The organism is Enterobacter sp. BNK-29, from assembly GCF_048684785.1.
GTDB lineage: Bacteria > Pseudomonadota > Gammaproteobacteria > Enterobacterales > Enterobacteriaceae > Enterobacter > Enterobacter cloacae_M.
Genome location: NZ_JBLQTU010000004.1, coordinates 457119 through 478683, shown reverse-complemented (window position 1 = coordinate 478683; position 21565 = coordinate 457119). Strand labels below are relative to the sequence as shown.

18 protein-coding genes are annotated in these 21565 nt (G+C 57.9%); 12 read left to right on the top strand and 6 right to left on the bottom strand.

Translation table 11 applies throughout. The features are described from left to right. The first annotated feature begins 12 nt into the window (after nucleotides 1-12). The 6 genes from ACMGGX_RS21880 to ACMGGX_RS21855 all read left to right on the top strand — a co-directional run bounded on the left by ACMGGX_RS21880 (nucleotide 13) and on the right by ACMGGX_RS21855 (nucleotide 5416). The gene (locus tag ACMGGX_RS21880) at nucleotides 13-1026 is read left to right on the top strand and encodes an ABC transporter ATP-binding protein (RefSeq protein ID WP_348561233.1); all 1014 of its coding nucleotides are present in this window, start codon (nucleotides 13-15) and stop codon (nucleotides 1024-1026) included. 1 nt (nucleotide 1027) lies between these two features. Continuing rightward, nucleotides 1028-1972, top strand: coding sequence for an ABC transporter permease (locus ACMGGX_RS21875; protein ID WP_033145689.1), 945 nt, complete (start codon nucleotides 1028-1030; stop codon nucleotides 1970-1972). After that, entirely contained in the window at nucleotides 1962-2768 is an 807-nt protein-coding gene (locus ACMGGX_RS21870) for an ABC transporter permease (protein WP_420299001.1), read from the top strand. Before ACMGGX_RS21875 ends, ACMGGX_RS21870 begins: the two co-directional genes overlap by 11 nt. 24 nt (nucleotides 2769-2792) lie before the next feature. Further along, complete coding sequence (gene patD / locus ACMGGX_RS21865) at nucleotides 2793-4217, top strand: aminobutyraldehyde dehydrogenase (protein WP_420299000.1); 1425 nt, start codon at nucleotides 2793-2795, stop codon at nucleotides 4215-4217. Between the two features lie 183 nt (nucleotides 4218-4400). Continuing rightward, nucleotides 4401-4574 carry a GhoT/OrtT family toxin gene (locus ACMGGX_RS21860; protein ID WP_063441963.1) on the top strand — a complete coding sequence of 58 codons (174 nt, stop codon included), beginning with the start codon at nucleotides 4401-4403 and terminating at the stop codon, nucleotides 4572-4574. 86 nt (nucleotides 4575-4660) lie between these two features. After that, nucleotides 4661-5416 carry an alpha/beta fold hydrolase gene (locus ACMGGX_RS21855; RefSeq protein WP_420298999.1) on the top strand — a complete coding sequence of 252 codons (756 nt, stop codon included), beginning with the start codon at nucleotides 4661-4663 and terminating at the stop codon, nucleotides 5414-5416. A gap of 121 nt (nucleotides 5417-5537) precedes the next feature. On the opposite strand, the gene ACMGGX_RS21850 is transcribed toward ACMGGX_RS21855, so the two are convergent. From ACMGGX_RS21850 to ACMGGX_RS21840, 3 genes are read right to left on the bottom strand one after another with little or no spacing between them, the layout of a single operon-like run. Continuing rightward, complete coding sequence (locus tag ACMGGX_RS21850; RefSeq protein ID WP_420298998.1) at nucleotides 5538-7715, bottom strand: virulence factor SrfC family protein; 2178 nt, start codon at nucleotides 7713-7715, stop codon at nucleotides 5538-5540. After that, a complete protein-coding gene (locus ACMGGX_RS21845) occupies nucleotides 7712-10693 on the bottom strand; it encodes a virulence factor SrfB (protein ID WP_420298997.1) in 2982 nt (993 codons plus the stop codon). Before ACMGGX_RS21845 ends, ACMGGX_RS21850 begins: the two co-directional genes overlap by 4 nt. Before the next feature lie 4 nt (nucleotides 10694-10697). Then, nucleotides 10698-12047: an SrfA family protein gene (locus ACMGGX_RS21840; protein ID WP_420298996.1), complete on the bottom strand. Its 1350-nt coding sequence runs from the start codon at nucleotides 12045-12047 to the stop codon at nucleotides 10698-10700. A gap of 283 nt (nucleotides 12048-12330) precedes the next feature. On the opposite strand from ACMGGX_RS21840, the gene ACMGGX_RS21835 reads away from it, so the two are divergent. Both ACMGGX_RS21835 and ACMGGX_RS21830 read left to right on the top strand, forming a co-directional pair. Then, nucleotides 12331-13929 (top strand): ABC transporter substrate-binding protein, encoded by a 1599-nt coding sequence (locus tag ACMGGX_RS21835; RefSeq protein ID WP_420298995.1) that lies wholly within the window; start codon nucleotides 12331-12333, stop codon nucleotides 13927-13929. A gap of 95 nt (nucleotides 13930-14024) precedes the next feature. Continuing rightward, nucleotides 14025-14258, top strand: a complete 234-nt coding sequence (locus ACMGGX_RS21830) for a YdcY family protein (RefSeq protein WP_181595025.1) — start codon at nucleotides 14025-14027, stop codon at nucleotides 14256-14258. 3 nt (nucleotides 14259-14261) lie between these two features. Here the strand turns inward: ACMGGX_RS21830 and ACMGGX_RS21825 are convergent, their stop codons facing one another. Beyond that, complete coding sequence (locus tag ACMGGX_RS21825; RefSeq protein ID WP_114977116.1) at nucleotides 14262-14711, bottom strand: DMT family transporter; 450 nt, start codon at nucleotides 14709-14711, stop codon at nucleotides 14262-14264. Beyond that, nucleotides 14708-15226, bottom strand: a complete 519-nt coding sequence (locus ACMGGX_RS21820) for a GNAT family N-acetyltransferase (RefSeq protein WP_420298994.1) — start codon at nucleotides 15224-15226, stop codon at nucleotides 14708-14710. Before ACMGGX_RS21820 ends, ACMGGX_RS21825 begins: the two co-directional genes overlap by 4 nt. Nucleotides 15227-15374: 148 nt before the next feature. Here ACMGGX_RS21820 and ACMGGX_RS21815 point away from each other — a divergent pair, with 148 nt between their 5' ends. The 3 genes from ACMGGX_RS21815 (at nucleotide 15375) to ACMGGX_RS21805 (ending at nucleotide 17980) form a co-directional block, all read left to right on the top strand. Beyond that, nucleotides 15375-15950: a helix-turn-helix domain-containing protein gene (locus tag ACMGGX_RS21815; RefSeq protein ID WP_023311983.1), complete on the top strand. Its 576-nt coding sequence runs from the start codon at nucleotides 15375-15377 to the stop codon at nucleotides 15948-15950. 65 nt (nucleotides 15951-16015) lie between these two features. Then, entirely contained in the window at nucleotides 16016-17056 is a 1041-nt protein-coding gene (locus ACMGGX_RS21810) for an NADP-dependent oxidoreductase (protein WP_420298993.1), read from the top strand. Nucleotides 17057-17311: 255 nt separating this feature from the next. Further along, nucleotides 17312-17980, top strand: coding sequence for a GntR family transcriptional regulator (locus ACMGGX_RS21805; RefSeq protein WP_348561225.1), 669 nt, complete (start codon nucleotides 17312-17314; stop codon nucleotides 17978-17980). A 119-nt stretch (nucleotides 17981-18099) separates the two neighbouring features. Here the strand turns inward: ACMGGX_RS21805 and pqqU are convergent, their stop codons facing one another. Then, a complete protein-coding gene (pqqU, locus tag ACMGGX_RS21800) occupies nucleotides 18100-20214 on the bottom strand; it encodes a TonB-dependent receptor PqqU (protein WP_126795563.1) in 2115 nt (704 codons plus the stop codon). A gap of 242 nt (nucleotides 20215-20456) precedes the next feature. Here pqqU and ACMGGX_RS21795 point away from each other — a divergent pair, with 242 nt between their 5' ends. Continuing rightward, a complete protein-coding gene (locus ACMGGX_RS21795) occupies nucleotides 20457-21518 on the top strand; it encodes a YncE family protein (RefSeq protein ID WP_063408835.1) in 1062 nt (353 codons plus the stop codon). Nucleotides 21519-21565 lie beyond the last annotated feature (47 nt).

Sequence of the window (21565 nt, the reverse complement as noted above, 5' to 3'; positions counted from 1 at the left end):
CGGGAGCAGAACATGACGTACGCGGTAGAGTTTAACAACGTTTCCCGTCTGTACGGCGACGTACGGGCGGTGGATGGGGTCACCATTGCTATTCGTGACGGAGAATTTTTCTCCATGCTGGGGCCTTCGGGCTCCGGCAAAACCACCTGCCTGCGTCTGATAGCGGGTTTTGAACAGCTGTCAGGCGGCACGATTTCTATCTTCGGCAAAGAGGCGAGCGAACTGCCTCCCTGGGAGCGGGATGTGAACACCGTCTTTCAGGACTACGCGCTGTTCCCGCATATGTCGATTCTCGACAATGTTGCCTACGGGCTGATGGTCAAAGGCATCGACAAGAAAAAACGCCATGCGCAGGCTCGTGATGCCCTGGAAAAAGTGGGCCTGGGCTTTGCCGTTGCCCGCAAACCTTCACAACTTTCCGGCGGCCAGCGGCAGCGTGTCGCCATCGCCCGGGCGCTGGTCAATGAGCCGCGCGTCCTGCTGCTGGATGAACCCTTAGGTGCGCTCGATCTCAAACTGCGTGAACAGATGCAGTTCGAGCTGAAGAAGCTTCAGCAGGAACTCGGTATCACCTTTATTTTTGTCACCCACGATCAGGGCGAGGCCCTTTCCATGTCAGACCGGGTGGCGGTGTTCAATAACGGGCGCATCGAGCAGGTGGATACCCCGCGCGATCTCTACATGCGTCCGCGCACGCCGTTTGTCGCTGGTTTTGTGGGTACGTCCAACGTCTTTGATGCGGGCCTTGCGCAGAAAATATGCGGCATGGAAGGCAGCTATTCCCTGCGCCCGGAACATATTCGCCTTAATGAGGGCGGAGACGTTCAGGTTCAGGGCATCGTGCAGGCCGTTCAGTATCAGGGAGCGGCCACGCGGCTGGAGCTGAAGCTCGCAGATGGTGCCAGGCTGCTGGTGAGCCAGGCCAATCTCAGTGAAACCTCGCCGCTGAGCGGCATTGCGCCGGGGCAGGCGGTGATGGCGTCGTGGTCACGCGAGGCGATGATTCGCCTGCACGAGGAGAGGTGAAATGGCTATGAGTGTCGCGCATCCTCCCGCCTCGCACGGCCGCTTAAGCCGCATGACGGCGCTGTTCTGGCGTAAACCGTCGCTCGGCCTGTTCCTGCTTCTGCTCGCGCCGCTCATGTGGTTTGGCATCGTCTATTTAGGATCGCTTCTGACCCTGCTGTGGCAAGGTTTTTACACCTTTGACGATTTCACCATGGCCGTCACGCCGGATCTGACCCTGGCGAACATTCAGGCGCTTTTCAACCCAGCAAACTACGACATCATCCTGCGCACGTTAACCATGGCGATTGCGGTGACGATTGCCAGCGCCATCCTGGCCTTCCCGATGGCCTGGTACATGGCGCGATACACCCGCGGCAAGTGGAAAGCGTTTTTCTATATCGCTGTGATGCTGCCAATGTGGGCGAGCTACATCGTCAAAGCCTACGCCTGGACGCTGCTGCTGGCGAAGGATGGGGTGGCGCAGTGGTTTCTCAACCATATGGGGCTGGAGCCGATCCTGACCTCACTCCTTACGCTCCCGGCGATTGGCGGCAACACCTTGTCCACCTCCGGGCTGGGGCGGTTTCTGGTCTTCGTCTATATCTGGCTGCCGTTTATGATCCTGCCGGTCCAGGCGGCGCTGGAACGCCTTCCGGCCTCGCTACTGCAGGCCTCAGCCGATCTCGGCGCGCGCCCTCGCCAGACCTTTCGCTACGTCGTTCTGCCGCTGGCGATCCCGGGTATTGCGGCAGGCTCAATATTCACCTTTTCCCTGACGCTGGGGGATTTCATCGTTCCGCAGCTGGTGGGGCCGCCGGGCTACTTCATCGGTAACATGGTCTACTCGCAGCAGGGTGCCATTGGCAATATGCCCATGGCCGCCGCGTTCACGCTGGTGCCCATCGTGCTGATTTCACTCTATCTGGCGTTCGTGAAACGTCTGGGAGCATTCGATGCACTCTGAACGCGCACCGCTGTTCCTGAAAGTGGCAGCGTGGGGAGGCGTTATCTTCCTGCACTTCCCGCTGCTGATTATCGCGACCTATGCCTTTAATACCGAAGACGCGGCCTTCAGCTTTCCGCCGCAGGGGCTGACGCTGAAGTGGTTCAGCGTGGCGGCGGGGCGCGGCGATATTATTGAATCCGTGACGTTGTCACTTCAGATTGCCGCGCTCTCCACCGCAATTGCCCTTGTGCTTGGCACGCTTGCTGCAGCGGCGCTGTGGCGAAGCGAGTTTTTTGGCAAGAATGCGATCTCGCTGCTGCTGCTGTTGCCGATTGCGTTGCCGGGGATCATCACCGGTCTGGCGCTGCTGACGGCATTCAAAACGATCGACCTTGAGCCTGGGTTTTTCACCATCGTGGTCGGACACGCCACCTTTTGCGTGGTGGTGGTGTTTAACAACGTGATTGCCCGGTTCAGACGCACCTCCTGGAGCCTGGTGGAAGCGTCGATGGATCTCGGGGCTGACGGATGGCAAACCTTCCGCTATGTGGTGCTGCCCAATCTGGGTTCCGCGCTGCTGGCCGGGGGAATGCTGGCGTTTGCCCTGTCGTTTGACGAGATAATCGTCACAACGTTTACGGCGGGACACGAGCGCACGTTACCGCTGTGGTTGCTCAATCAGCTCGGTCGTCCGCGCGACGTTCCGGTCACCAACGTTGTAGCACTGTTGGTGATGCTGGTGACAACTATCCCCATTCTGGGAGCCTGGTGGCTAACCCGTGACGGTGAGAACATCGCCGACAGCGGGAAATAACAGTGAATTCAACAGGAAAATGCTATGCAAACACAACTGCTGATAGAGGGAAAACTGGTAACCGGAGAGGGAGAAAAGCAGCCGGTCTATAACCCGGCCACTGGAGAACTCCTGCTGGAGATTGCCGAGGCGTCAGCGGCTCAGGTCGACGCGGCGGTTCAGGCGGCCGACCGTGCTTTTGCGGAATGGGGGCAAACCACGCCGAAAACCCGTGCCGAGTGCCTGCTGAAGCTGGCGGATGCGATTGAAGCGCATGGGGAGGACTTTGCCCGGCTCGAATCCCTCAACTGCGGCAAGCCGCTGCACTGTGCTCTGGGTGATGAAATTCCGGCGGTGGTCGACGTTTTCCGTTTCTTTGCCGGGGCCGCCCGCTGTCTGAACGGGCTGGCCGCCGGGGAGTACCTTGACGGCCACACGTCGATGATCCGCCGCGATCCGGTGGGCGTGGTTGCCTCTATTGCCCCCTGGAACTACCCGCTGATGATGGCGGCCTGGAAGCTGGCGCCCGCGCTGGCGGCAGGGAACTGCGTGGTGATTAAGCCCTCAGAGATCACGCCCCTGACCGCGCTGAAGCTGGGAGAGCTGGCAAAAGATATCTTCCCGGCAGGCGTTCTGAACGTCCTTTTTGGCCGGGGGAAAACGGTGGGCGATCCGCTTACCGGGCATGAAAAAGTCCGTATGGTCTCGCTGACCGGTTCGATTGCTACCGGTGAACATATCATCGGCCATACCGCGTCATCCATTAAACGCACCCACATGGAGCTGGGCGGTAAAGCGCCGGTTATCGTCTTTGATGATGCCGACCTGGATGCGGTTGTCGAAGGGGTGCGGACGTTTGGTTTCTACAATGCCGGGCAGGACTGTACGGCGGCCTGCCGGATTTATGCCCAGAAGGGCATTTATGCCGCGCTGGTGGAAAAGCTGGGTGCAGCGGTCGCCAGCCTTAAAATGGGTGCGCCGGAGAATGCCTCTACCGAACTGGGACCTCTCAGCTCGGCCGCCCATCTTTTACGCGTCTGTAAGGCCGTCGATGAGGCGAAAGCGCTCGGTCATATCCGCGTTGTCACGGGTGGGAGCAAAAAAGAGGGGGCGGGCTACTACTTCCAGCCAACCCTGCTGGCGGGGGCAAAGCAGGACGACGCTATCGTTCAGCGCGAGGTGTTTGGCCCGGTGGTGAGCGTCACCGAGTTTGATGACGAGGCGCAGGTGCTGGCCTGGGCGAACGATTCGCAGTATGGCCTGGCGTCATCGGTATGGACCAAAGACGTGGGTCGTGCCCATCGCCTGAGCGCGCGCCTGCAGTACGGCTGCACCTGGGTGAATACCCATTTTATGCTGGTGAGCGAAATGCCGCACGGGGGCATGAAATTATCCGGCTACGGCAAAGATATGTCGGTCTACGGGCTTGAGGATTATACGGTTGTCCGGCATGTGATGATCAAACACTAAGCCCGTCATGCCTGGCCGCATTCGCGGCCAGGCGTATCCAACGCCCGCCGTGAGTGTTACGTAAGATACTCAATTGTTATTATCCGTAATCTTTAAGTGGTTATTCTGTAACGAAAAAACTTGATCTGTATCAACATATGACGCATATTGCGTGCGGTTATTTTTTCGGCTCTGGTATACAGAATGACGTTGTATCAAAAGATGTTGGTTTTTTACGCAGTTATGGCTTCCATCTGCGCATTAATTACCTGGTTCCTCTCTAAAGACCGCAAACGTATCCGCCTGCTCAGCGCTTTTCTGGTGGGGTCAACCTGGCCAATGAGCTTTCCCGTTGCGCTGCTGGTCTCGCTTTTCTGAAGCACGCTTCCATTTTTAAAAGATGAATATGGCATTCCAGATACGGTAACTGTATAAATACACAGTGCATCGTAAAAGGAGTGCTTATGAACAGTTTTTACTCGCAGCAGGCCGGCTGTACCGTGCGCTGGCATGATCTGCCCGGCACCGGCGATCCCGTGGTGTTCATTCACGGGCTGGGCTGCGCCTCTTCCTATGAATATCCCCGTGTCGTTCATGACCCGCTGTTTGGCGCGCGCAGAGCGATTCTCATCGACTTGCCCGGCAGCGGCTACAGCGACAAGCCCGAACGCTACAGCTATAAAACCACCGACCAGGCGCACGTTGTGGCGGAGCTGATTGACCACCTTAAGCTGGATGCCTTCTGGTTATACGGCCACAGCATGGGCGGCAGCATTGCAATCGAAACGGCGGGGCTGCTTGCAACGCGCGTGAAGGGGCTGATGGTGTCAGAGCCCAATTTTCATGCGGGTGGGGGGATGTTTAGCCGGTCTATTGCAGCGCAAACCGAGCAGCAGTTTCTGACGCAGGGCTATGACGCCATGCTCAGCGCGGAAAAAACGGCGTGGGCAGGGTGTCTGCAGAGCAATGCGCCGTACGCCGTCTGGCGGGGCGCATCGAGCCTGGTGGCGGGCGTAGAGCCCGAATGGGAAGCGCAGTTCCTGTCACTTCCTTGCCCGGTAACGTTGATTTTCGGCGAGCTGTCTCTGCCGGATGACGATGTGGAAAGTCTGAAGCAAAAGGGCGTTGAGGTAAAAATTATCCCAGCGGCGGGGCATTCGATGTCGTGGGAAAATCCGTCTGCGCTGGCACAGACGTTAGCCGGGTGTATGACGGAGTGATGTGCGCAAAAGTTTCGCCCGGCGGCGCTACGCTTGCACGGGCCTACAACGATGAAGAATGTAGGCCGGGTATGCGGCAGCGCCACCCGGCAAGAAATGCGGCTACATTGTTAATCAGCGTTCAGCGCAATAACGCGTGCAAGGCCTGACGTGCGTCAGGCTGAACATCATGCGGATGCTGGTAATCAATGTTCTCTATCGCGCGGCTATAGAGTGCGACCAGCCAGTCGTATACGTACGCGGTGGCCGCATGCACAGGCTGTTCTCCCAGTCGCGTCAAGCGAGGCTCGGCGCTGCTGACCACTGGCGTAACGAAGATTGCCTGCCCCTTGCGGATGCGGCTTGCCGGACGTGTTGCCACGGGCGTCTGGTCGTAACCCAGCCAGCCAATGAAATTGCCCATCACGGCATGCAGCTGTGCCGCGCTGCTTTTATCAGCTTCGACGATACGCTGAAGCTGTTGTGGCAGATTAAGCCGGTAGCTGGTGACCACCAGCACATCCGCGATTTGCTGTAATACCGAAGGCTCCAGCCCGAGGCGCGCGGCCGTGGCCTCATTGCGGCTCCACTGACGCAGATGATTTATCCAGACTCTGTGCGCCAGACGCGCTTTGTCTTTTGTCTGGAACAGGCCGCTGCTTTCCTGGGTATTCTCGGCAAACAGGTCAATAGTGTCCGTAAACAGCCCGTTCACCTGCTCCTCGCGCGGCTGCTGAACGGCGAGCAGCGTTTCAAAGGCTTTCAGCGGCGGCAGCAGGCCTTCAAGCAGTTCGCCGTGGCGGGCGGCGCTGCTTTGCAGCGTACGCACCATGCTTTCGGCCTGAGCGCGTCTTGTCCCCGGCTCTTCAACCAGCGGTGCCAGATAGCTCTGCATCAGCGATGAGAGCTCCTGTCGCAGCAAGCCTTTCAGCGTGCCGAGACGCTTCTGTCGCTGCGCGGGCAGCGTGGCCTGAGAGAGCCACTCAATGACGCGCTGCATGCTGTGGCTGTCCAGCGCCTGAAGCGTGCCCCAGCGCAAACCCGGCTTCCCGAGCAGATGCTGTACGGCTTCATCGAGATTCTGCCGGGTGGTAAAGCGGGCGTCGTGAGGGGTAATCGCCCATACCAGCCCCGGCAGGGCCGATTCTTCAGCAGGCTGCGTCTCCTTGACCCAGTTCATCAACACTTTTGCTTTTTTCGCCGTCTGCTCGTGCTGCGCCGTCGCATTGCAAATCACCAGCACATCCGGCTGAAGCTGTTGACGGTAATGCTCGAGCAGCCACTGGGACTTCGCCTGGCGTAGCGGGTCGGCACGGTTATCTTCAAAAACCGGAAGATCAATAATATCGACGTTATCCAGCGCGCCGTTCTCAACCGGCAGCACCAGCTCGCGGGTCAGGAAGGCCAGCACGTCGACGGGGATGCTGATGGCGTTTAGCATTTCACCGCTATTCAGCGGATGAAGCAGCGTCTCCTGCGCGTCCTGAAGATCTAACGTGCCGTCGTGCGTCAGGAACCCTTCACCCGGCAGGCCAAAGCTGTCCACCAGCAGGCTAAGCGGGGCAGCAAGCTCGCCGGCATGACTGGTCTGGTGCAGCACATGGGCCAGTTTTAACCACTGCTGGGTCAACTCCTGCTGCTCGCCCCACAGCAGCGACCAGACGCTGGCCCGCGTGCTGAGATCGAGAGAAGGCACCAGCCGGGCGAACTCATGCCACAGGGCATCATCAATTTGCTGCTTAGCGGCGGGTACGGTGCTTTGCCAGAAGCGGGCTATCGCACCCACTTCCTGAGCCGTGATGCCGGGAACTCCCTGCGGCTGGCGCAGCCCACGCCATTTGTCCAGACGTGTCTCAATGACCGCCTTATCCACCGCGCGCATCTGCGGATGCAGCGTCGTGCGGGCAATAAACAGCTGTACCAGCTCGGCCTCGGTGACCAGGCTCAGACGCAGCGGGAACGCCTCATCCGCCACCTCCGGGCTTTCCGGCGTGAAGCGGACTGCCATGTTGGTCAGGGCATGTCCCGGATTGATATGCGAAAAATAGTCAAAGGTGCGCTGGCCCGGCGTCACGTTCAGGCGTCCATTACCGCTGCCGCACAGGGATAACAGCAGATGGGCTTTCGCGCTCTGCGAATGACCGTAAAGCCCAATGCTGCTCTGGCGCGTCATGGCGCGTTCAATGGCCTGCTCCCGCGCCTGCGCCGCGTTGATGCGAGCAAGCAGGGCGTCAGCATCGTTATCCAGCACAGGGGCGTTCAGGCGCGTCTCATTAATCCACCCGATTAAGGCCTGAGTGGTGGTCGTCGTCGCTGTCATTTCAGGTATACGCTCCCGCTGTCGATCCAGTAGTGGCTACCGCTGTGTCGGCGATCGGCCAAAGTATTCAGTTTGAAGGTTAATGCGTCAGGGGCAACCGGCGTGCCGTCCTGCAGCCAGGCATCGCTCAGCTCGAAGGCCTCAGGACCTTCCTGCTTGCTGCCGCCGCAGAGCTTCAGCCGCACGTTCAGCACGCCGTCACCGGCAATGGCTTTCGCCAGTTCAGCCGAGTTGATGCTGAGCGTGTAGAGCGGCGTGGCGGGCCAGCGTGCGTTCGCCAGCTGGCGGAAGCCGAGGGTAACGTTACCGCGCAGCGGGAAGTGCAGACGCGCGTCGAGCTTCGCACCCGGCTTATCGAGGTCGATATCCTGATACCAGACGTTTTCCTCGCGCAGGGTATTAACGGTGTTATCCAGCACGCCGAGATACCGCACGGTTGAATACGCGCCAATGTCCGCGGCTTTAAAGTTGAAGCGCGGCAGACGCAGGTCCAGCGCCAGGCTGCAGAGCATGGCCCCCACGGCGGCCGTCGATTTCGGGTTGCCAATGCGCCCCTGCTGGCTGAACGGATACCACTCGTGCACCTGGTATTTATCCAGCCAGACGATACGGTTTACCGGCACCGGCTGCAGATGACGAATCAGCGCCTGAACGCCAGGCAGGCAGCCGGGGCGTCCGGTGATCAGCAGAATATCGCAGCTGTAATGGGATATCGCCTCGCACACCGCGTGAAGCGGCGAGGCCAGCGTAAACTGCCCGGCCAGCATCGCATCCTGCATTTCGCGGAAGTTCACGTGCAGCGGCACCTCGAACAGGTCAAACGCGTCTGAACCCGCAGGCAGGGCATGGTCGATCGCCTGCTGCAGGTAATTCATTACGTTGCGGGTCGGTTTCTGCGGCAGGAGATCGCCAAAGGTGGCATGCAGACCGGCCAGCGGATCGTCAACGTCGCTCGATTCCCACGCGGCAAGAATGGCGTGGCCAATCGGCATAAACAGCTGAAGCGCCGTCTGCTGACGGAGCACGGCCTGGGTATCGATGCGCCCGGAGTCGCCGAACAGCGACGCCATCAGCAGCGAGGCGTCCGCGATACCGGATTTCTGCAACTGCGTTTGCAGCGCGGGCAACACGTAGCGCTGAATCACGTCCAGAAGCGTGTCGTCGCCCGCGACTTTAAAACCTTCACGGAACAGCAGCTGCGGGGTGATTTTGACGTTATTGCCGGAGCCGTCATCCAGCTGATAATGGGTGATCGCCATATCCGTTGTGCCGCCGCCGATGTCGATGGAGGCGACGCGCAGCGCGCGGCCCGGCTGGCTACCCGGCTCAGGCTCACGGTCCGGGCGGGCCAGGGAGGCGAAGAAGGCTTCGGTCTGACCGCCAAAGCGGGAGATCGCTTCGTTATACAGCCAGACCAGCTGACCGCAGCTGGCTTCATCCCACTCCATCTGGATTTCAGGAACCGGCACCACGCTTTTATCCTGCTGTTTGCGGGTGACAAAATCCTCATCCTGCGGGTGCCAGCCCATCGCTTTCCAGACGATGGCGATGGCTTCAAACATGCGGCGACGGAAAATCTCGCGCTCCTGCTTGGGCATGGCCGAGGGCAGGGTCAGGATGAGGGTGCGCAGCTGGCGCGGTGACGCCGGGAAGCCCAGACGCAGGCGCGTGGCGACGCTGTTGATTTGCCCCAGCGCCTGCGCCAGCAGCTCGCACAGCATGTGCGTCATCAGCGTGCTGCGGCTGTACTGCGGCGAGAAGACCGGCAGGCGCTCGTCCTGCGGCAGCGTGAAAAGCGGTTCGCCGTCATCGTTCATCAGGTTCATCAGCGGAAACGCGGTGGCAAGCGGTTCACGCTGGGTTTTACTGTTCATCTGGCTAAAGCGCCAGTCCTGCACGACCGGCGTTTCATCCCACAGGTAGCGACGCGGGCTGGAGATGCCGCTGTTGCCTTCGGTCCCCAGACGCTGCATCGCCAGCTTGCGGGCTTCATCACCCACGCGAACAATCGACGGCCAGACAAAGGCATCTTCGCGACCGCTTTCAACCGAGAAGTGCTGCTTGCCAAAGCGCGCTTCCGAAAACTCAAGACGGCTGGTGAACAGGGGCGCATTCAGGAACTGCGGCTCGCTTAGCGAGCGAACCTGCAGCTCGGCGGTCTGGCGCAGTCCATCGTTCGCATCGCCGTGGTCTTCAATAATGACGCCGCAGGTGTGAGTGTTACCCACGTCGAGGATCAGGTCGACCGGAATGGCTGGCGTGCTGAGCGTATGGGTGACAAATTTCACTTCGGGTACGGTGAGCTGTTCACCGAGCATGGTCAGCAGATTAAGCCAGTGGGCCTGATATTCAAAACTGCGCATCGCCTGCTGGAGATCGCGTTCTGAGCGGTTTTCAACGCCGTCGGCATACTGGGTAAACGCCTCGCGCAGCCAGCCGTCAATCCAGGTCTGGTCGAGGAAACTTTCAACCTCATTGTCTCGCCAGGCCAGCGCGAATCGGGTCCCGTTCAGAATATCGTTTTCAACCGGGGACAGGGCGGACGTGGCGTGTTCAGCTATCTGGCTGTCGAGGGCGAGCGTGACGCGGTGCGTATTGCCCGCCGTGTCGGGTGTTTCCAGCCTGCGCACCTGAACGCGGGCCCAGTTATCTGGCCCTTCAACGAAGGTTCGCGGCGGGTTGAAGCGCAGGAACGGAACCGGAAGCCAGACGCCGTCCAGCACCGCCAGGGACTGATGCAGCGGGATGGTGGTTTCCGGCTTAACCACTTCAGGCTGTCCGCCGTTCGTTCCCGGCACGGTATAGCGCCCGTTAACCAGGTCGAAATCGAGCCGCAGCAGCGGACCGTTCGCGGTTTTACGTACGAAGCGCCCGTTGCTGGCGGTGTCCTGCGGCGTCAGACCGAAATCAAGGAACTGCACGCCGCTGTTGGCAATAAGCGTGACGCTTTGTTTATAGTCGCAAAGATTAACCAGCATAGGATCAGGCACCTGCTTTCTTGAACGTCAGGGGAACGACGGTATTGGCATCATAACGGGCGCGACATTCTGCGATATCGCTGGCGCCTGCTTTACAGGCAACCTCCGGCATCGGGTAGCGGGAGCCGTCGGTGCAGCGGGCAGTACCGCGACTTTTAATCATCAGCTCGCCGTTGCTGTGCAGGCCGGAGAAGACCTCCGCGCGGCAGACAACGTTGTCGCCATGGACAACCCTGGCGAAGCCTTTATTGTTCTGGATCTGATAGCGCATTGACGGCGGTTTGCCGGTAACCGGATCTTTCACGTCCAGAACCGCACGCCAGGTGCCGTTCAGGAAGCGCGTCGATCCCGCTTTCACCTGATTCGCTTCCATCACCATGGCGTCTTTCGGGATGGCGACAATCACCACCGGGGCAGGCTGTGGCGCAGGAGCGGCCGGAGCCGCTTCTTTTTCTTTGCTGGCCACGACCTCTGCCTGATGCAGCGGTAATTTCAGGGCCAGCGGCTCAACCGCTTTGATCGGCTTTGGCGCAATCTCTACGGGCTGAGGTGCGGGCACCGGGGCGGGCTCAGCGGAAGGCGACTGTTTTGGCCACAGCAGCGGTGCGGCAATGGCGGCAACGATCGCGACGGCAACCGGCAGCGTCCACAGGGGGATACGGCGCTTTTTCGCGACGATCGGTACAGCCGGTTCCTGAACGGGTTGCGCAACGGCCGGGGCCGGCTCAGGTTCATACAGTTCTTCCGGCGTGATACGCACCACCGTGGAAGGGGCGATCAGCGGCTCGTCGGCGTGTTCAAAGGCCACCACCGGTTCTGGCTCAGGCTCGGGTTCAGGATCTTCAATCACAACGGGGGCGGGTTCAGGGACCAGCGATTCACGCAGGCAGTCGAGAACATCGTCGCGCGCATTCTCGTTCAGGTTGACGAACCCCCAGAAGCTGATGACCGGCTTTCCGTCCACCAGGAAGAGGAAGTTTTCACCCGGGAACTGAAACGTCTTCGACAGCAGAGAACCAAAAAGCTGCTGCGCGGTTTTGGGCGACTGGAGGCATTTCTTGCTTAACGACTCAACGCTGGCTAGCGTGTTTTCCAGATAGCGCAGGGCGCGATAACGGTCATCTTCATCGGCCGCTTTCCAGCTGGTTACGCTCCCTTCAACGGGGGAATACCAGTCCACGCGGTCACCGCTGTCGTTGACCTGAGGAATAGCCAGACAGTCGACGATGGCCTGTTGTTTGCGCAACCGGAGCGCTTCCCGGATTTGTAACGCTGATTCAAAAACGGCTTGTCCGCCGCCGCCAACGGCCTGAAAGTCATCCAGGTTACCGCTGCGTAAAAGAGTTTTTGCCACGATTTGATCCCATATACTTCTTCACACCGTTACTTTAACGAAACGAGGAAGCAACCAAACGGGGGAAGAGACGCTAAAAGGACCGATTTCTTGCGGCATAGAAAGTGACGGTTGTGCTTGACGAATAACGGCCCTTAAGGCAAATCACCTTTTTGGGCGCTGGCTGTTAAAACAGCAAAAAACGCGGCTTTAGAATAACCTGATAGTGTTTCGTTATTTGCCAGGTCATATCGCCTGTGCTGTTATTACTGTCTTATATAATAAAACTGTCAGGGTTATAACCATGTCTACAGGGAAAACACTGCTCGCCCTTGCGCTGAGCGCGCTGTTACCAGCCGGTGCCGCATGGGCGGCGAACAACGACACCCTTATTTACTGTTCTGAAGCGTCCCCCGAGTCCTTCAACCCGCAAATCGCCAGCTCTGGCCCGTCTTTTGTGGCCAGCTCTCAGGTGCTTTACAACCGCCTGATCAATTTTGACCCGGTGAAAAACACCCCGGTCCCGTCGCTGGCGGAGTCCTGGACGATTTCGCCGGACGGTAAGACGTATACCTTTGCCCTGCGCAAAGGGGTGAAGTTCAACAGCAATAAATACTTCAAGCCGACGCGCGACTTTAACGCCGATGACGTTATTTTCTCGGTTCTGCGTCAGAAAGACCCTAAACACCCGTATCACAACGTGTCGCAGGGCAACTACGAATACTTTAACGATGTCGGGCTCGATAAGCTGATTCAGGACGTGAAAAAGGTCGACGACTATCACGTTCAGTTCACCCTCAGCGAGCCTAACGCCGCGTTTCTGGCCGACTGGGGGATGGATTTCGCCTCCATTCTCTCCGCTGAATACGCCGACGCGATGCTGAAAAAAGGCACGCCTGAAAACGTAGACACCTGGCCGATTGGCACCGGGCCTTATGTCCTGCAGCAGTACAAGGTGGATTCGCTGATCCGCTACGTCGCTAACCCGAACTACTGGGAAGGCGAGGTGCTGACGAAGCATCTCATCTTCTCCATCACGCCGAACGTGGAAACCCGTCTGGCGAAGCTGCAGACCAACGAGTGCCAGATCATTCCTGCACCGTCCCCGGTTCAGTTTGACGCCATCAAGAACAACAAAGACCTGACGCTGCATTCGGTCGATGCGCTGAACGTCGGCTATCTGGCGTTTAACACCGAGAAAAAACCGTTTGATAACGTGCTGGTGCGCCAGGCGCTTAACTACGCGACCGACAAGAAGGCGATCGTTAATGCGGTCTTTATGGGATCCGGTACGGTGGCAAAATCGCCGATCCCGCCAAATATGCTGGGCTTTAATAAAGACCTGAAGGACTACAGCTACGATCCTGAAAAAGCGAAAGCGCTGCTGAAGCAGGCGGGGCTGGAGAAGGGGGCGGAAGTCACGCTGTGGTCAATGCCGGTTCAGCGTCCGTACAACCCGAACTCGCGTCGTATCGCAGAGATGATCCAGAGTGACTGGGCGAAAGTCGGCGTGAAGGCCAAAATTGTCTCTTACGAGTGGGGTGAATATCTCTCCGGAATGCGTAAAGGCGAACATGACTCCGCGCTGTTTGGCTGGATGTCCGATAACGGTGACCCTGATAACTTTGCCGACGTGCTGCTGGGCTGCAACAGCATTAAAACCGGATCAAACGCCGCGCGCTGGTGCGATAAGGGTTATGATGCTCTGGTGCAAAAAGCGAAGCTGACCAGCAGCCCGGCCGAGCGCGCGAAACTCTACGGCCAGGCGCAGGAGATTTTCTACCAGCAGGCGCCGTGGATCGCACTGGCAAACGGGAAAACGTTCTATGCAACCCGCAGCAACGTAACCGGATACAGCGTGAGCCTGATGGGCAGCGATTTCTCTAAGGCGAAGCTTAACTAATATGTTGCCCGGTGGCGCTGCGCTTACCGGGCCTACGGTTCCCATGTAGGCCGGGTAAGGCGCAGCCGCCACCCGGCGATTCACAAGGAGTGACAATGTCACATTTAAACGAAGTTACCGCCCGTGTCGATGCCGCCATTGAAGAGAGCGTCATCACCCATATGAATGAACTGCTGATCGAATTAAGCGATGACGCAGAGCTCAGCCGTGAAGAACGCTACACTCAGCAGCAGCGTCTGCGTACCGCGATTTCGCACCACGGTAAGCAGCATAAAGAAGAGATGGACGCGCGTGAGGAACAGTTGACCAAAGGCGGCACCATACTTTAGCGTTCAAAACTGGCGTCGCGCCACCAGCCAGGCCCCGACGACCAGCATCACTGCGCCGCATACCGGGCCAATCAGGGCGCGCAGCGGAATGCCGTTGCTTCTCAGCACGTCCATCACCAGCCCGCCAATCAGCTGGCTTGCTACCAGCACGGCGATAGTCGTCGCCGCGCCAACGTTCTGATACCCGCTGATGCTGGCAAACACGAAAAATGACCCCAGCAGTCCCGGGATAAGCGTCCACCAGCGCACCGTTGCGGCCAGCTCGCTGAATCCTGCGAAGCCCTGTTTCAGCAGCAGAATGCTGACAAACAGCACAATGCCGACCAGGGAGTTCAGCAGCATCGCAATAAGTATGGTGGAGGAGGACTGGGTTATACGCACCATTAAGGTATTTTGCACCACCAGACCAATTCCCGCCGCCACCAGAAACGCCAGGGTCAGTGACTGATTCATGGGATGGCGTCCGGATCGCTGCGCTCGTCCAGCTGCAGCTGCATAAAGGTCAAGTCCAGCCAGCGGCCAAACTTGGTTCCAACCTGCGGCATCTGCCCCGTGGTGACAAAACCAAGCGTTTCGTGGAGGTGAATCGAGGCATGGTTTTGCGCTTCAATACCGGCCACCATTACGTGTTTACCGATGGCGCGGGCCTCGTTAATCAGCGCGACCATCAGCGTGCGGCCAATGCCTTTTCCCTGATGGTCCGGGTGGACGTAGACCGAATGCTCAACCGTATGACGGAAACCGTCGAAGGCGCGCCAGTCGCCGAAAGAGGCGTAACCGGTGATCGCACCGTCCTCTTCACTCACCAGAACCGGGTAACCCGCGAGCGTGCGCGCCTCAAACCAGGCGATTCGGTTATCGGTATCGACGGTTTTATCGTTCCAGATCGCGGCAGTATGCAGCACCGCGTGGTTGTAGATTTCGCCTATCGCAGCGCAGTCTTCCTTGCAGGCATGACGAACGATCATGATTAACCCTCTGTGTGTTGTTCACTATAGTATTACGTTATCCCTACGATATTACACAACCGTATAGCCCGAACGCTACGGCATAAGCCATATTTTTTTGTTATCAAAAGCCCATTGAAATGCCTTTCATACACTATAGTATGACGTCATGAACACCATAACAGACACGATGAATCAACGGATTAGCGCAAGAATTCGCCTTGAACGCGAGTCTCGCGGATGGTCCCTGAGCGAGCTTGCTGACCGGGCAGGGGTCTCGCGCGCGATGATCCACAAGATTGAACGCGGAGACAGCAGCCCGACGGCCACCTTGCTTGCCCGCCTGTCCGGTGCGTTTGGCATCAGCATGTCAACGCTTATTGCCCGGGCCGAAATGCAGGAGGGCAAGCTGCTGCGCCTTGCAAACCAGCCCGTCTGGCGAGATCCGCAGACGCACTACCTCCGCCGCCATGTTTCTCCCCGCACCGATCTGCCCATCGACCTTGTTCAGGTTGAACTGCCCGCGGGCAGCGATGTTCCGATGCCTGCATCTTCTTACGCGCTGGCACGTCAGCTTATCTGGCTCCAGTCCGGCGAGCTGGTGTTTCAGGAGGGCGATACGCGCCACGAAATGCACGCCGGAGACTGTCTCGAGCTGGGGCCGCCAAATGACTGCCGGTTCATCAACGAAACGAATGAAACCTGCATCTATCTGGTTGTACGGCTTAACCAGTCTGCCTCGTAATGCTAATGCGATAACGCCGATCGTGAGCCAGGCTGTAATGATATTTGTACCAGAAGGAGATCCCGATGAATCAACCTGTTTCGCAAAATCGCCGCTGGGTACTGGCCTCTCGTCCTCAGGGTGCGCCGGTCGCGGAAAATTTTCGTCTCGAAACGCAGCCTGTTCCCGCCCCGGCTGAAGGGCAGCTTTTGCTGCGCACCGTCTGGCTGTCGCTGGACCCTTACATGCGTGGGCGCATGAGCGATGCGCCATCCTATTCACCACCGGTTGAGCTGGGCGCTGTGATGGTGGGGGGAACGGTTAGCCGCGTTGAGCAGTCAAATCATCCCGACTTCAAAGCCGGGGAGTGGGTGCTGGGCTACAGCGGCTGGCAGGAATATGAACTCTCGGACGGAAGCGGCCTCGTGAAGCTGGGCGAAAATCCGTCACATCCTTCCTGGGCGCTGGGTATTCTGGGCATGCCGGGTTTTACCGCCTATATGGGATTGCTGGATATCGGGCAGCCAAAAGCGGGCGAAACGCTTGTGGTCGCCGCGGCGACAGGCCCGGTTGGTGCGACCGTCGGGCAGATCGGCAAAATTAAAGGTTGCCGGGTGGTCGGCGTCGCCGGTGGGGCTGAAAAATGCCGCCATGCCGTTGAGGTCCTCGGGTTTGACCTGTGTCTGGATCACCACGCGGCTGACTTTGCCGAACAGCTGAAACGCGCCTGCCCGAACGGGATTGACGTCTATTATGAAAACGTCGGCGGGAAAGTATTTGACGCCGTGCTGCCGTTACTGAATACCTCCGCGCGCGTGCCGGTCTGCGGCCTGGTGAGCGGCTACAATGCGACGGGCCTGCCCGAGGGGCCGGATCGCCTGCCGCTCCTGATGGCGACCATCCTGAAGAAACGCATTCGTATGCAGGGCTTTATCATCGGTCAGGATTACGGTCACCGCATTAAGGAGTTCCAGGAAACGATGGGGCGCTGGGTGCAGGAGGGCAAAATTCACTATCGCGAACAGATAACGGACGGGCTGGAGAACGCGCCCGAGGCGCTGATTGGCCTGCTTGAAGGGCGTAACTTCGGCAAAGTCGTGATTCGCGTCGCGAGTGACAATAAATAAACAGCACTATGGCGGGGTTTCCCGCCATATTTATTTGTGAAGATACGATATATTGTCTTTAATTAATGGACATGGCATTTCGCGCCTGCTCCCCGGATGGGCACGGAACCAATAAAAAAAACAAACTTTGCTTTTTTGATGTTTTTACGTACTTCCCACCACCAGGCATGACGATACAGGATATATCGGACCAGCGTCGTTTTATTAAAACTGGCGTTTAAAAATAGCATTAAGTTTTAGCTACAGGAATTGAACATGCTTGATTTGGACAACTTAGAAAAAGCCCAAAGGGTCAGTCTTACCATGCAAGTTGAACACAGTTTGAAAGGAGCGTTAATTACAGGCTCACTCAAACCTGGGGCACGACTGATTACGAAAGAGATCGCCGATAAATTAGGAACCAGTATTACCCCTGTTCGCGAGGCGCTGTTGCGCCTGGTGTCATCAGGGGCGTTACACGCCACGCCGGCGCAGGCATTTCTGGTTCCGGAGGTCACGCTGGAGCGCTATAACGAGATTAACGCCATCCGCAAGCAGCTTGAGCCGATGGCGGTCGCCGCAGCCTGTCAGAATATGTCTGATAGCAAACTGGAGGCGTTGCGCAAATTGTCGGATGCCTTTCATGAGGCCATGCGCAACGGGAACGTCCAGCAGGCGTTGCATGCTAATCGCGTCTTCCGGTTTACGCTTTATCAGTATGCAGAAATGCCTACGCTTAATGCCTTAATTGAGCAGCTGTGGGTGCGCATCGGGCCCTGTATGAACTATCTGCATCAGGAGCTCAACGACATCAAAGCCTCGACATATCACTATGACGAACTGCTTTCCGCCCTAGAGCGAAGAGATGTTGTTGCCTGCCAGAAGGCGATTGATAAGGTGATTGATGAAGCGAATTTGCTTTTACAGCGACAATATTTTAACTAAGAGATTATTTAGCAGAGCGACTATATTCCGCCCCTAATTATTTATCTGGTGAATAACTCCTGATGGTTTATTGCCATCAGGAGCGTTATTTCATTAATAAAATAAACTTTTCTTTTCGCTTACTCGAAGCGATAAGAGACCGACAGCCCGACCCCGTAGTTACGGCCTGGTGCAGGCTCGTAATAACGACCGTTAGACTCGTTGACAATAACCGAGCCCGCGTACTCTTTATCGAACAGGTTATCGACGCGGCCAAAGACATCCATGCCCCAGCTGCCGTAGTTGAATTTGTACCCGGTGTTCAGCCCGACCACAGTATACGACGGCGCTTTCGCCGTATTCTCGTCGTCGGCCATGATATCGCTCATGTAGCGCACGTCAGAGCCCGCGTACCAGCCTTCCTCCGGCTGCCAGCCAAACGAGGCGTAACCCATGTTGCGGGCAATGCCCGGCATCCGGTTACCGTTACAGTCCGCGTCGCTGCACACGTTAGTCCGGTAGGTGGCATCCAGATACGTCCACGCCATCTTCAGCTTCCAGTTCTCAGCAAACTGCTGGTCGAGGGAGACTTCCACCCCCTGACGACGGGTTTTACCGGCATTTTTATAGCTGGTACGCCCGCCAGAGCTGGCATCCACCACGATCTCATCATCCGTATCGGTGCGGAACAGCGCCGCGGTCAGCAGGCCATTGCCGATGCGGGTTTTGCTGCCCACTTCATACGTGTTGTTGGTGGACGGCTGCAGGCCGATGTTCAGGCCGCCCTGGTTATCGGCGCGATAGGACAGTTCGTTGATGGTTGGCGTTTCGAATCCACGACCTGCGGCAGCGTAGAGGTTCCATGCGTCCGTCACCGCATACTTCACGGAACCGGCCGGGAGCCACTTGTGATAGCTTGCGTCACCGCTGTCGTCACCGTTGCCCGGCGTAACGTAATGGTCGTTGGAATCAAACCAGACCGAGCTGTAGCGCACTCCCGCATCCACCGACAGCTTCTGCGTCAGCTGCCAGCTGGTTTGCAGGTAAGGGTCAACGTTCCACATCAGGTTACGTTCGTTTCGACGCTTGTCACCCTTCACGCCGTAATCCGGCACGCCGTTGTTCATCACGAAGTTCTCGTATCCGCGACGATCTTCGCTCAGATTTTCGTAGTTCAGGCCGGTAGTAAAGGTCACCGGCACCAGCAGCTCGCCACGGTGCGTCCAGCGGGTATCGATACCCTGATAATGACGCTGCATATCAATCACGCCGCCGGAGTGGGAGGCTTTCAGCTGCGGCTGATACGGAATCGACTGGTACTGCGTCATTTCACGCTCGCCGGCGTACATCATCACGCTGAGATCGTCCTGAGTGCTGAGCTGACGATCGTAGCGCAGGCCGGCCTGAGTCTGTTTGATGGTCTTGCGGGTGTTGTACTGATCGCCGCGCGGAGACTGACGCGGATTGTTCTGCCACTCCTGATAGCTCAGCCCGCCCGGATCGTTGGCCTTCATGTCCACGCTGTTGAAAATCAGCGTCAGCTTGCTGACGTCGTCAATGCGCACGCCCAGTTTGGCGTTAGCGAGGTTCTTCCGCGCGCCGCTGTGATCGCGGTAGCCTTTGGTGGTGAAACGGGTGGTGGAAACGGTGTAATCCACATCGCCCGCGTGGGTGCCGTCACCCATCGCGCCGGTGGCTTTCATGCCGTAGCGCCAGGTACCGTAGCTGCCGTAATAGCTGCTGGCTTCAATGGTCGGCGGCTGCTGCCCGGTCTGGGTGTTGATGTTAATCACGCCGCCGGAGGCGTTGCCGTAGAGGGCAGAGAAGGGGCCGCGCAGCACTTCAACGCTTTCCACGCTGGAGAGATCGATGTTGGAGGTCTGGCCCTGTCCGTCCGGCATGGTGGCAGGGATACCGTCGACATACATACGGATACCGCGCACGCCAAACGTTGAGCGGGCGCCAAACCCACGCATTGAAAGCTGGAGATCCTGGGCATAGTTCTGGCGGTTCTGAATTTGCAGTCCCGGGACGCTGCCCAGAGATTCAGACAGGTTGATGCGCGGCGCGGCGTGGCGCATGTCATCGCCATTGACGACGCTGACCGCGGCCGGGGTATCCAGTTCCGATACGGTTTGCGGCGTGGCGCTGACGATCATGGTCTGTTCCTCCGCGCTCATTGCAGTTAGCGGCGCGAAAATAACGGGAACCAGCAGCAGCGGGAGAGAAGCCTTACGGGCAGAAATGATTTTCATGAATAAAACCGGTTGTGGTGTATAAACGAACCAAATGGAACATGTCCATACATGTTAAAGGTTTTGTAAATGTTTTGAAAACTATAACCGCACATTGCGTTAATGAAAGGCGAAGCGCGAAAGAAAAACTCCACATTCAGTCCATTAATGATTACTATTCTCATTATCAAAAGACGATGCCATGACGTTGTCTGCCGGAAGTGATGTCAGCGGAAACCCCTCTTTTCAGAAAAGGAATTGTTATGTCTTTACGTCATCTGTGCTCGCCGCGTCTGAGCCTGTCACTGCTGTCTGCCACTTTACTGCTCGCCGGGACGTTCCAGGTGCATGCCGCCGAAGAGGTGCTGCGTAAAGCGGTGGGCAAAGGGGCGTATGAAATGGCGGTCAGCCAGCAGGAGAATGCGCTGTGGGTGGCGACCTCGCAAAGCCGCAAAACCGATAAGGGCGGAGTTATCTATCGCCTTGATCCGGTCACGCTGGACGTGACGCAGGCGATTCACAGCGATCTCAAACCCTTTGGCGCCACGCTCGACGGCGCGACGCAAACCCTGTGGTTTGGCAACACCCTCAACGGCGCTGTGACGGCCATCGATGCGAAAACGGGCGACGTGAAAGGGCGACTGGTGCTCGATAATCGCCAGCGCAGTGAAACGGTCAAACCGCTGCAGCCGCGCCAGCTGGTGGCGGATGACGCGAGCAACACGATTTACATCACCGGTGTCGGCAAAGAGAGCGTGATTTGGGTGGTGGACGGCGCAACGCTGAAGCTGAAAGAGACCATTGCCAATACCGGTACGTACAGCACCGGCCTGGCGCTGGATGCGCAGGCAAAACGTCTGTACACCACGAATGCGGACGGCGAGCTGGTAACCATTGATACGGCCACCAATAAAATCCTGAGCCGCAAAAAAGTGCAGGATGACGGCAAAGAGCACTTCTATCTGAACCTCAGCCTCGATACCGCCGGCCAGCGCGCGTTCCTGACCGATTCAAAACAGCCGGAAGTGCTGGTGGTGAGCCTGAAAGACGGCAGCGTGATGGAGAAGATCGCCGCGCCTGAATCACTGGCCGTCCTGTTTAACCCAACGCGCAATGAGGTTTACGTGACGCACCGTGAAGCCGGTAAGGTGAGCGTGATTGACGCGAAAACGTATAAGGTCACAAAAACCTTCGACACGCCGGTCTACCCGAACAGCCTGGCGCTCTCTGCGGATGGCAAAACCCTGTACGTGACGGTGAAACAAAAATCCACTCGCCAGCAGGAAGCCACTCAGCCTGACGACGTCATTCGTATCGCGCTGTAAATAAAAAAGGGAAGGCATTTGCCTTCCCTTTTTAATGCTTACCGGAT

Coding starts and splice junctions, on each gene's coding strand:
- ACMGGX_RS21880 (WP_348561233.1), top strand. CDS start 13: ATGACGTACGCGGTAGAGTTTAACAACGTTTCCCGTCTGTACGGCGAC.
- ACMGGX_RS21875 (WP_033145689.1), top strand. CDS start 1,028: ATGGCTATGAGTGTCGCGCATCCTCCCGCCTCGCACGGCCGCTTAAGC.
- ACMGGX_RS21870 (WP_420299001.1), top strand. CDS start 1,962: ATGCACTCTGAACGCGCACCGCTGTTCCTGAAAGTGGCAGCGTGGGGA.
- patD (WP_420299000.1), top strand. CDS start 2,793: ATGCAAACACAACTGCTGATAGAGGGAAAACTGGTAACCGGAGAGGGA.
- ACMGGX_RS21860 (WP_063441963.1), top strand. CDS start 4,401: ATGACGTTGTATCAAAAGATGTTGGTTTTTTACGCAGTTATGGCTTCC.
- ACMGGX_RS21855 (WP_420298999.1), top strand. CDS start 4,661: ATGAACAGTTTTTACTCGCAGCAGGCCGGCTGTACCGTGCGCTGGCAT.
- ACMGGX_RS21850 (WP_420298998.1), bottom strand. CDS start 7,715: ATGACAGCGACGACGACCACCACTCAGGCCTTAATCGGGTGGATTAAT.
- ACMGGX_RS21845 (WP_420298997.1), bottom strand. CDS start 10,693: ATGCTGGTTAATCTTTGCGACTATAAACAAAGCGTCACGCTTATTGCC.
- ACMGGX_RS21835 (WP_420298995.1), top strand. CDS start 12,331: ATGTCTACAGGGAAAACACTGCTCGCCCTTGCGCTGAGCGCGCTGTTA.
- ACMGGX_RS21830 (WP_181595025.1), top strand. CDS start 14,025: ATGTCACATTTAAACGAAGTTACCGCCCGTGTCGATGCCGCCATTGAA.
- ACMGGX_RS21825 (WP_114977116.1), bottom strand. CDS start 14,711: ATGAATCAGTCACTGACCCTGGCGTTTCTGGTGGCGGCGGGAATTGGT.
- ACMGGX_RS21820 (WP_420298994.1), bottom strand. CDS start 15,226: ATGATCGTTCGTCATGCCTGCAAGGAAGACTGCGCTGCGATAGGCGAA.
- ACMGGX_RS21815 (WP_023311983.1), top strand. CDS start 15,375: ATGAACACCATAACAGACACGATGAATCAACGGATTAGCGCAAGAATT.
- ACMGGX_RS21810 (WP_420298993.1), top strand. CDS start 16,016: ATGAATCAACCTGTTTCGCAAAATCGCCGCTGGGTACTGGCCTCTCGT.
- ACMGGX_RS21805 (WP_348561225.1), top strand. CDS start 17,312: ATGCTTGATTTGGACAACTTAGAAAAAGCCCAAAGGGTCAGTCTTACC.
- pqqU (WP_126795563.1), bottom strand. CDS start 20,214: ATGAAAATCATTTCTGCCCGTAAGGCTTCTCTCCCGCTGCTGCTGGTT.
- ACMGGX_RS21795 (WP_063408835.1), top strand. CDS start 20,457: ATGTCTTTACGTCATCTGTGCTCGCCGCGTCTGAGCCTGTCACTGCTG.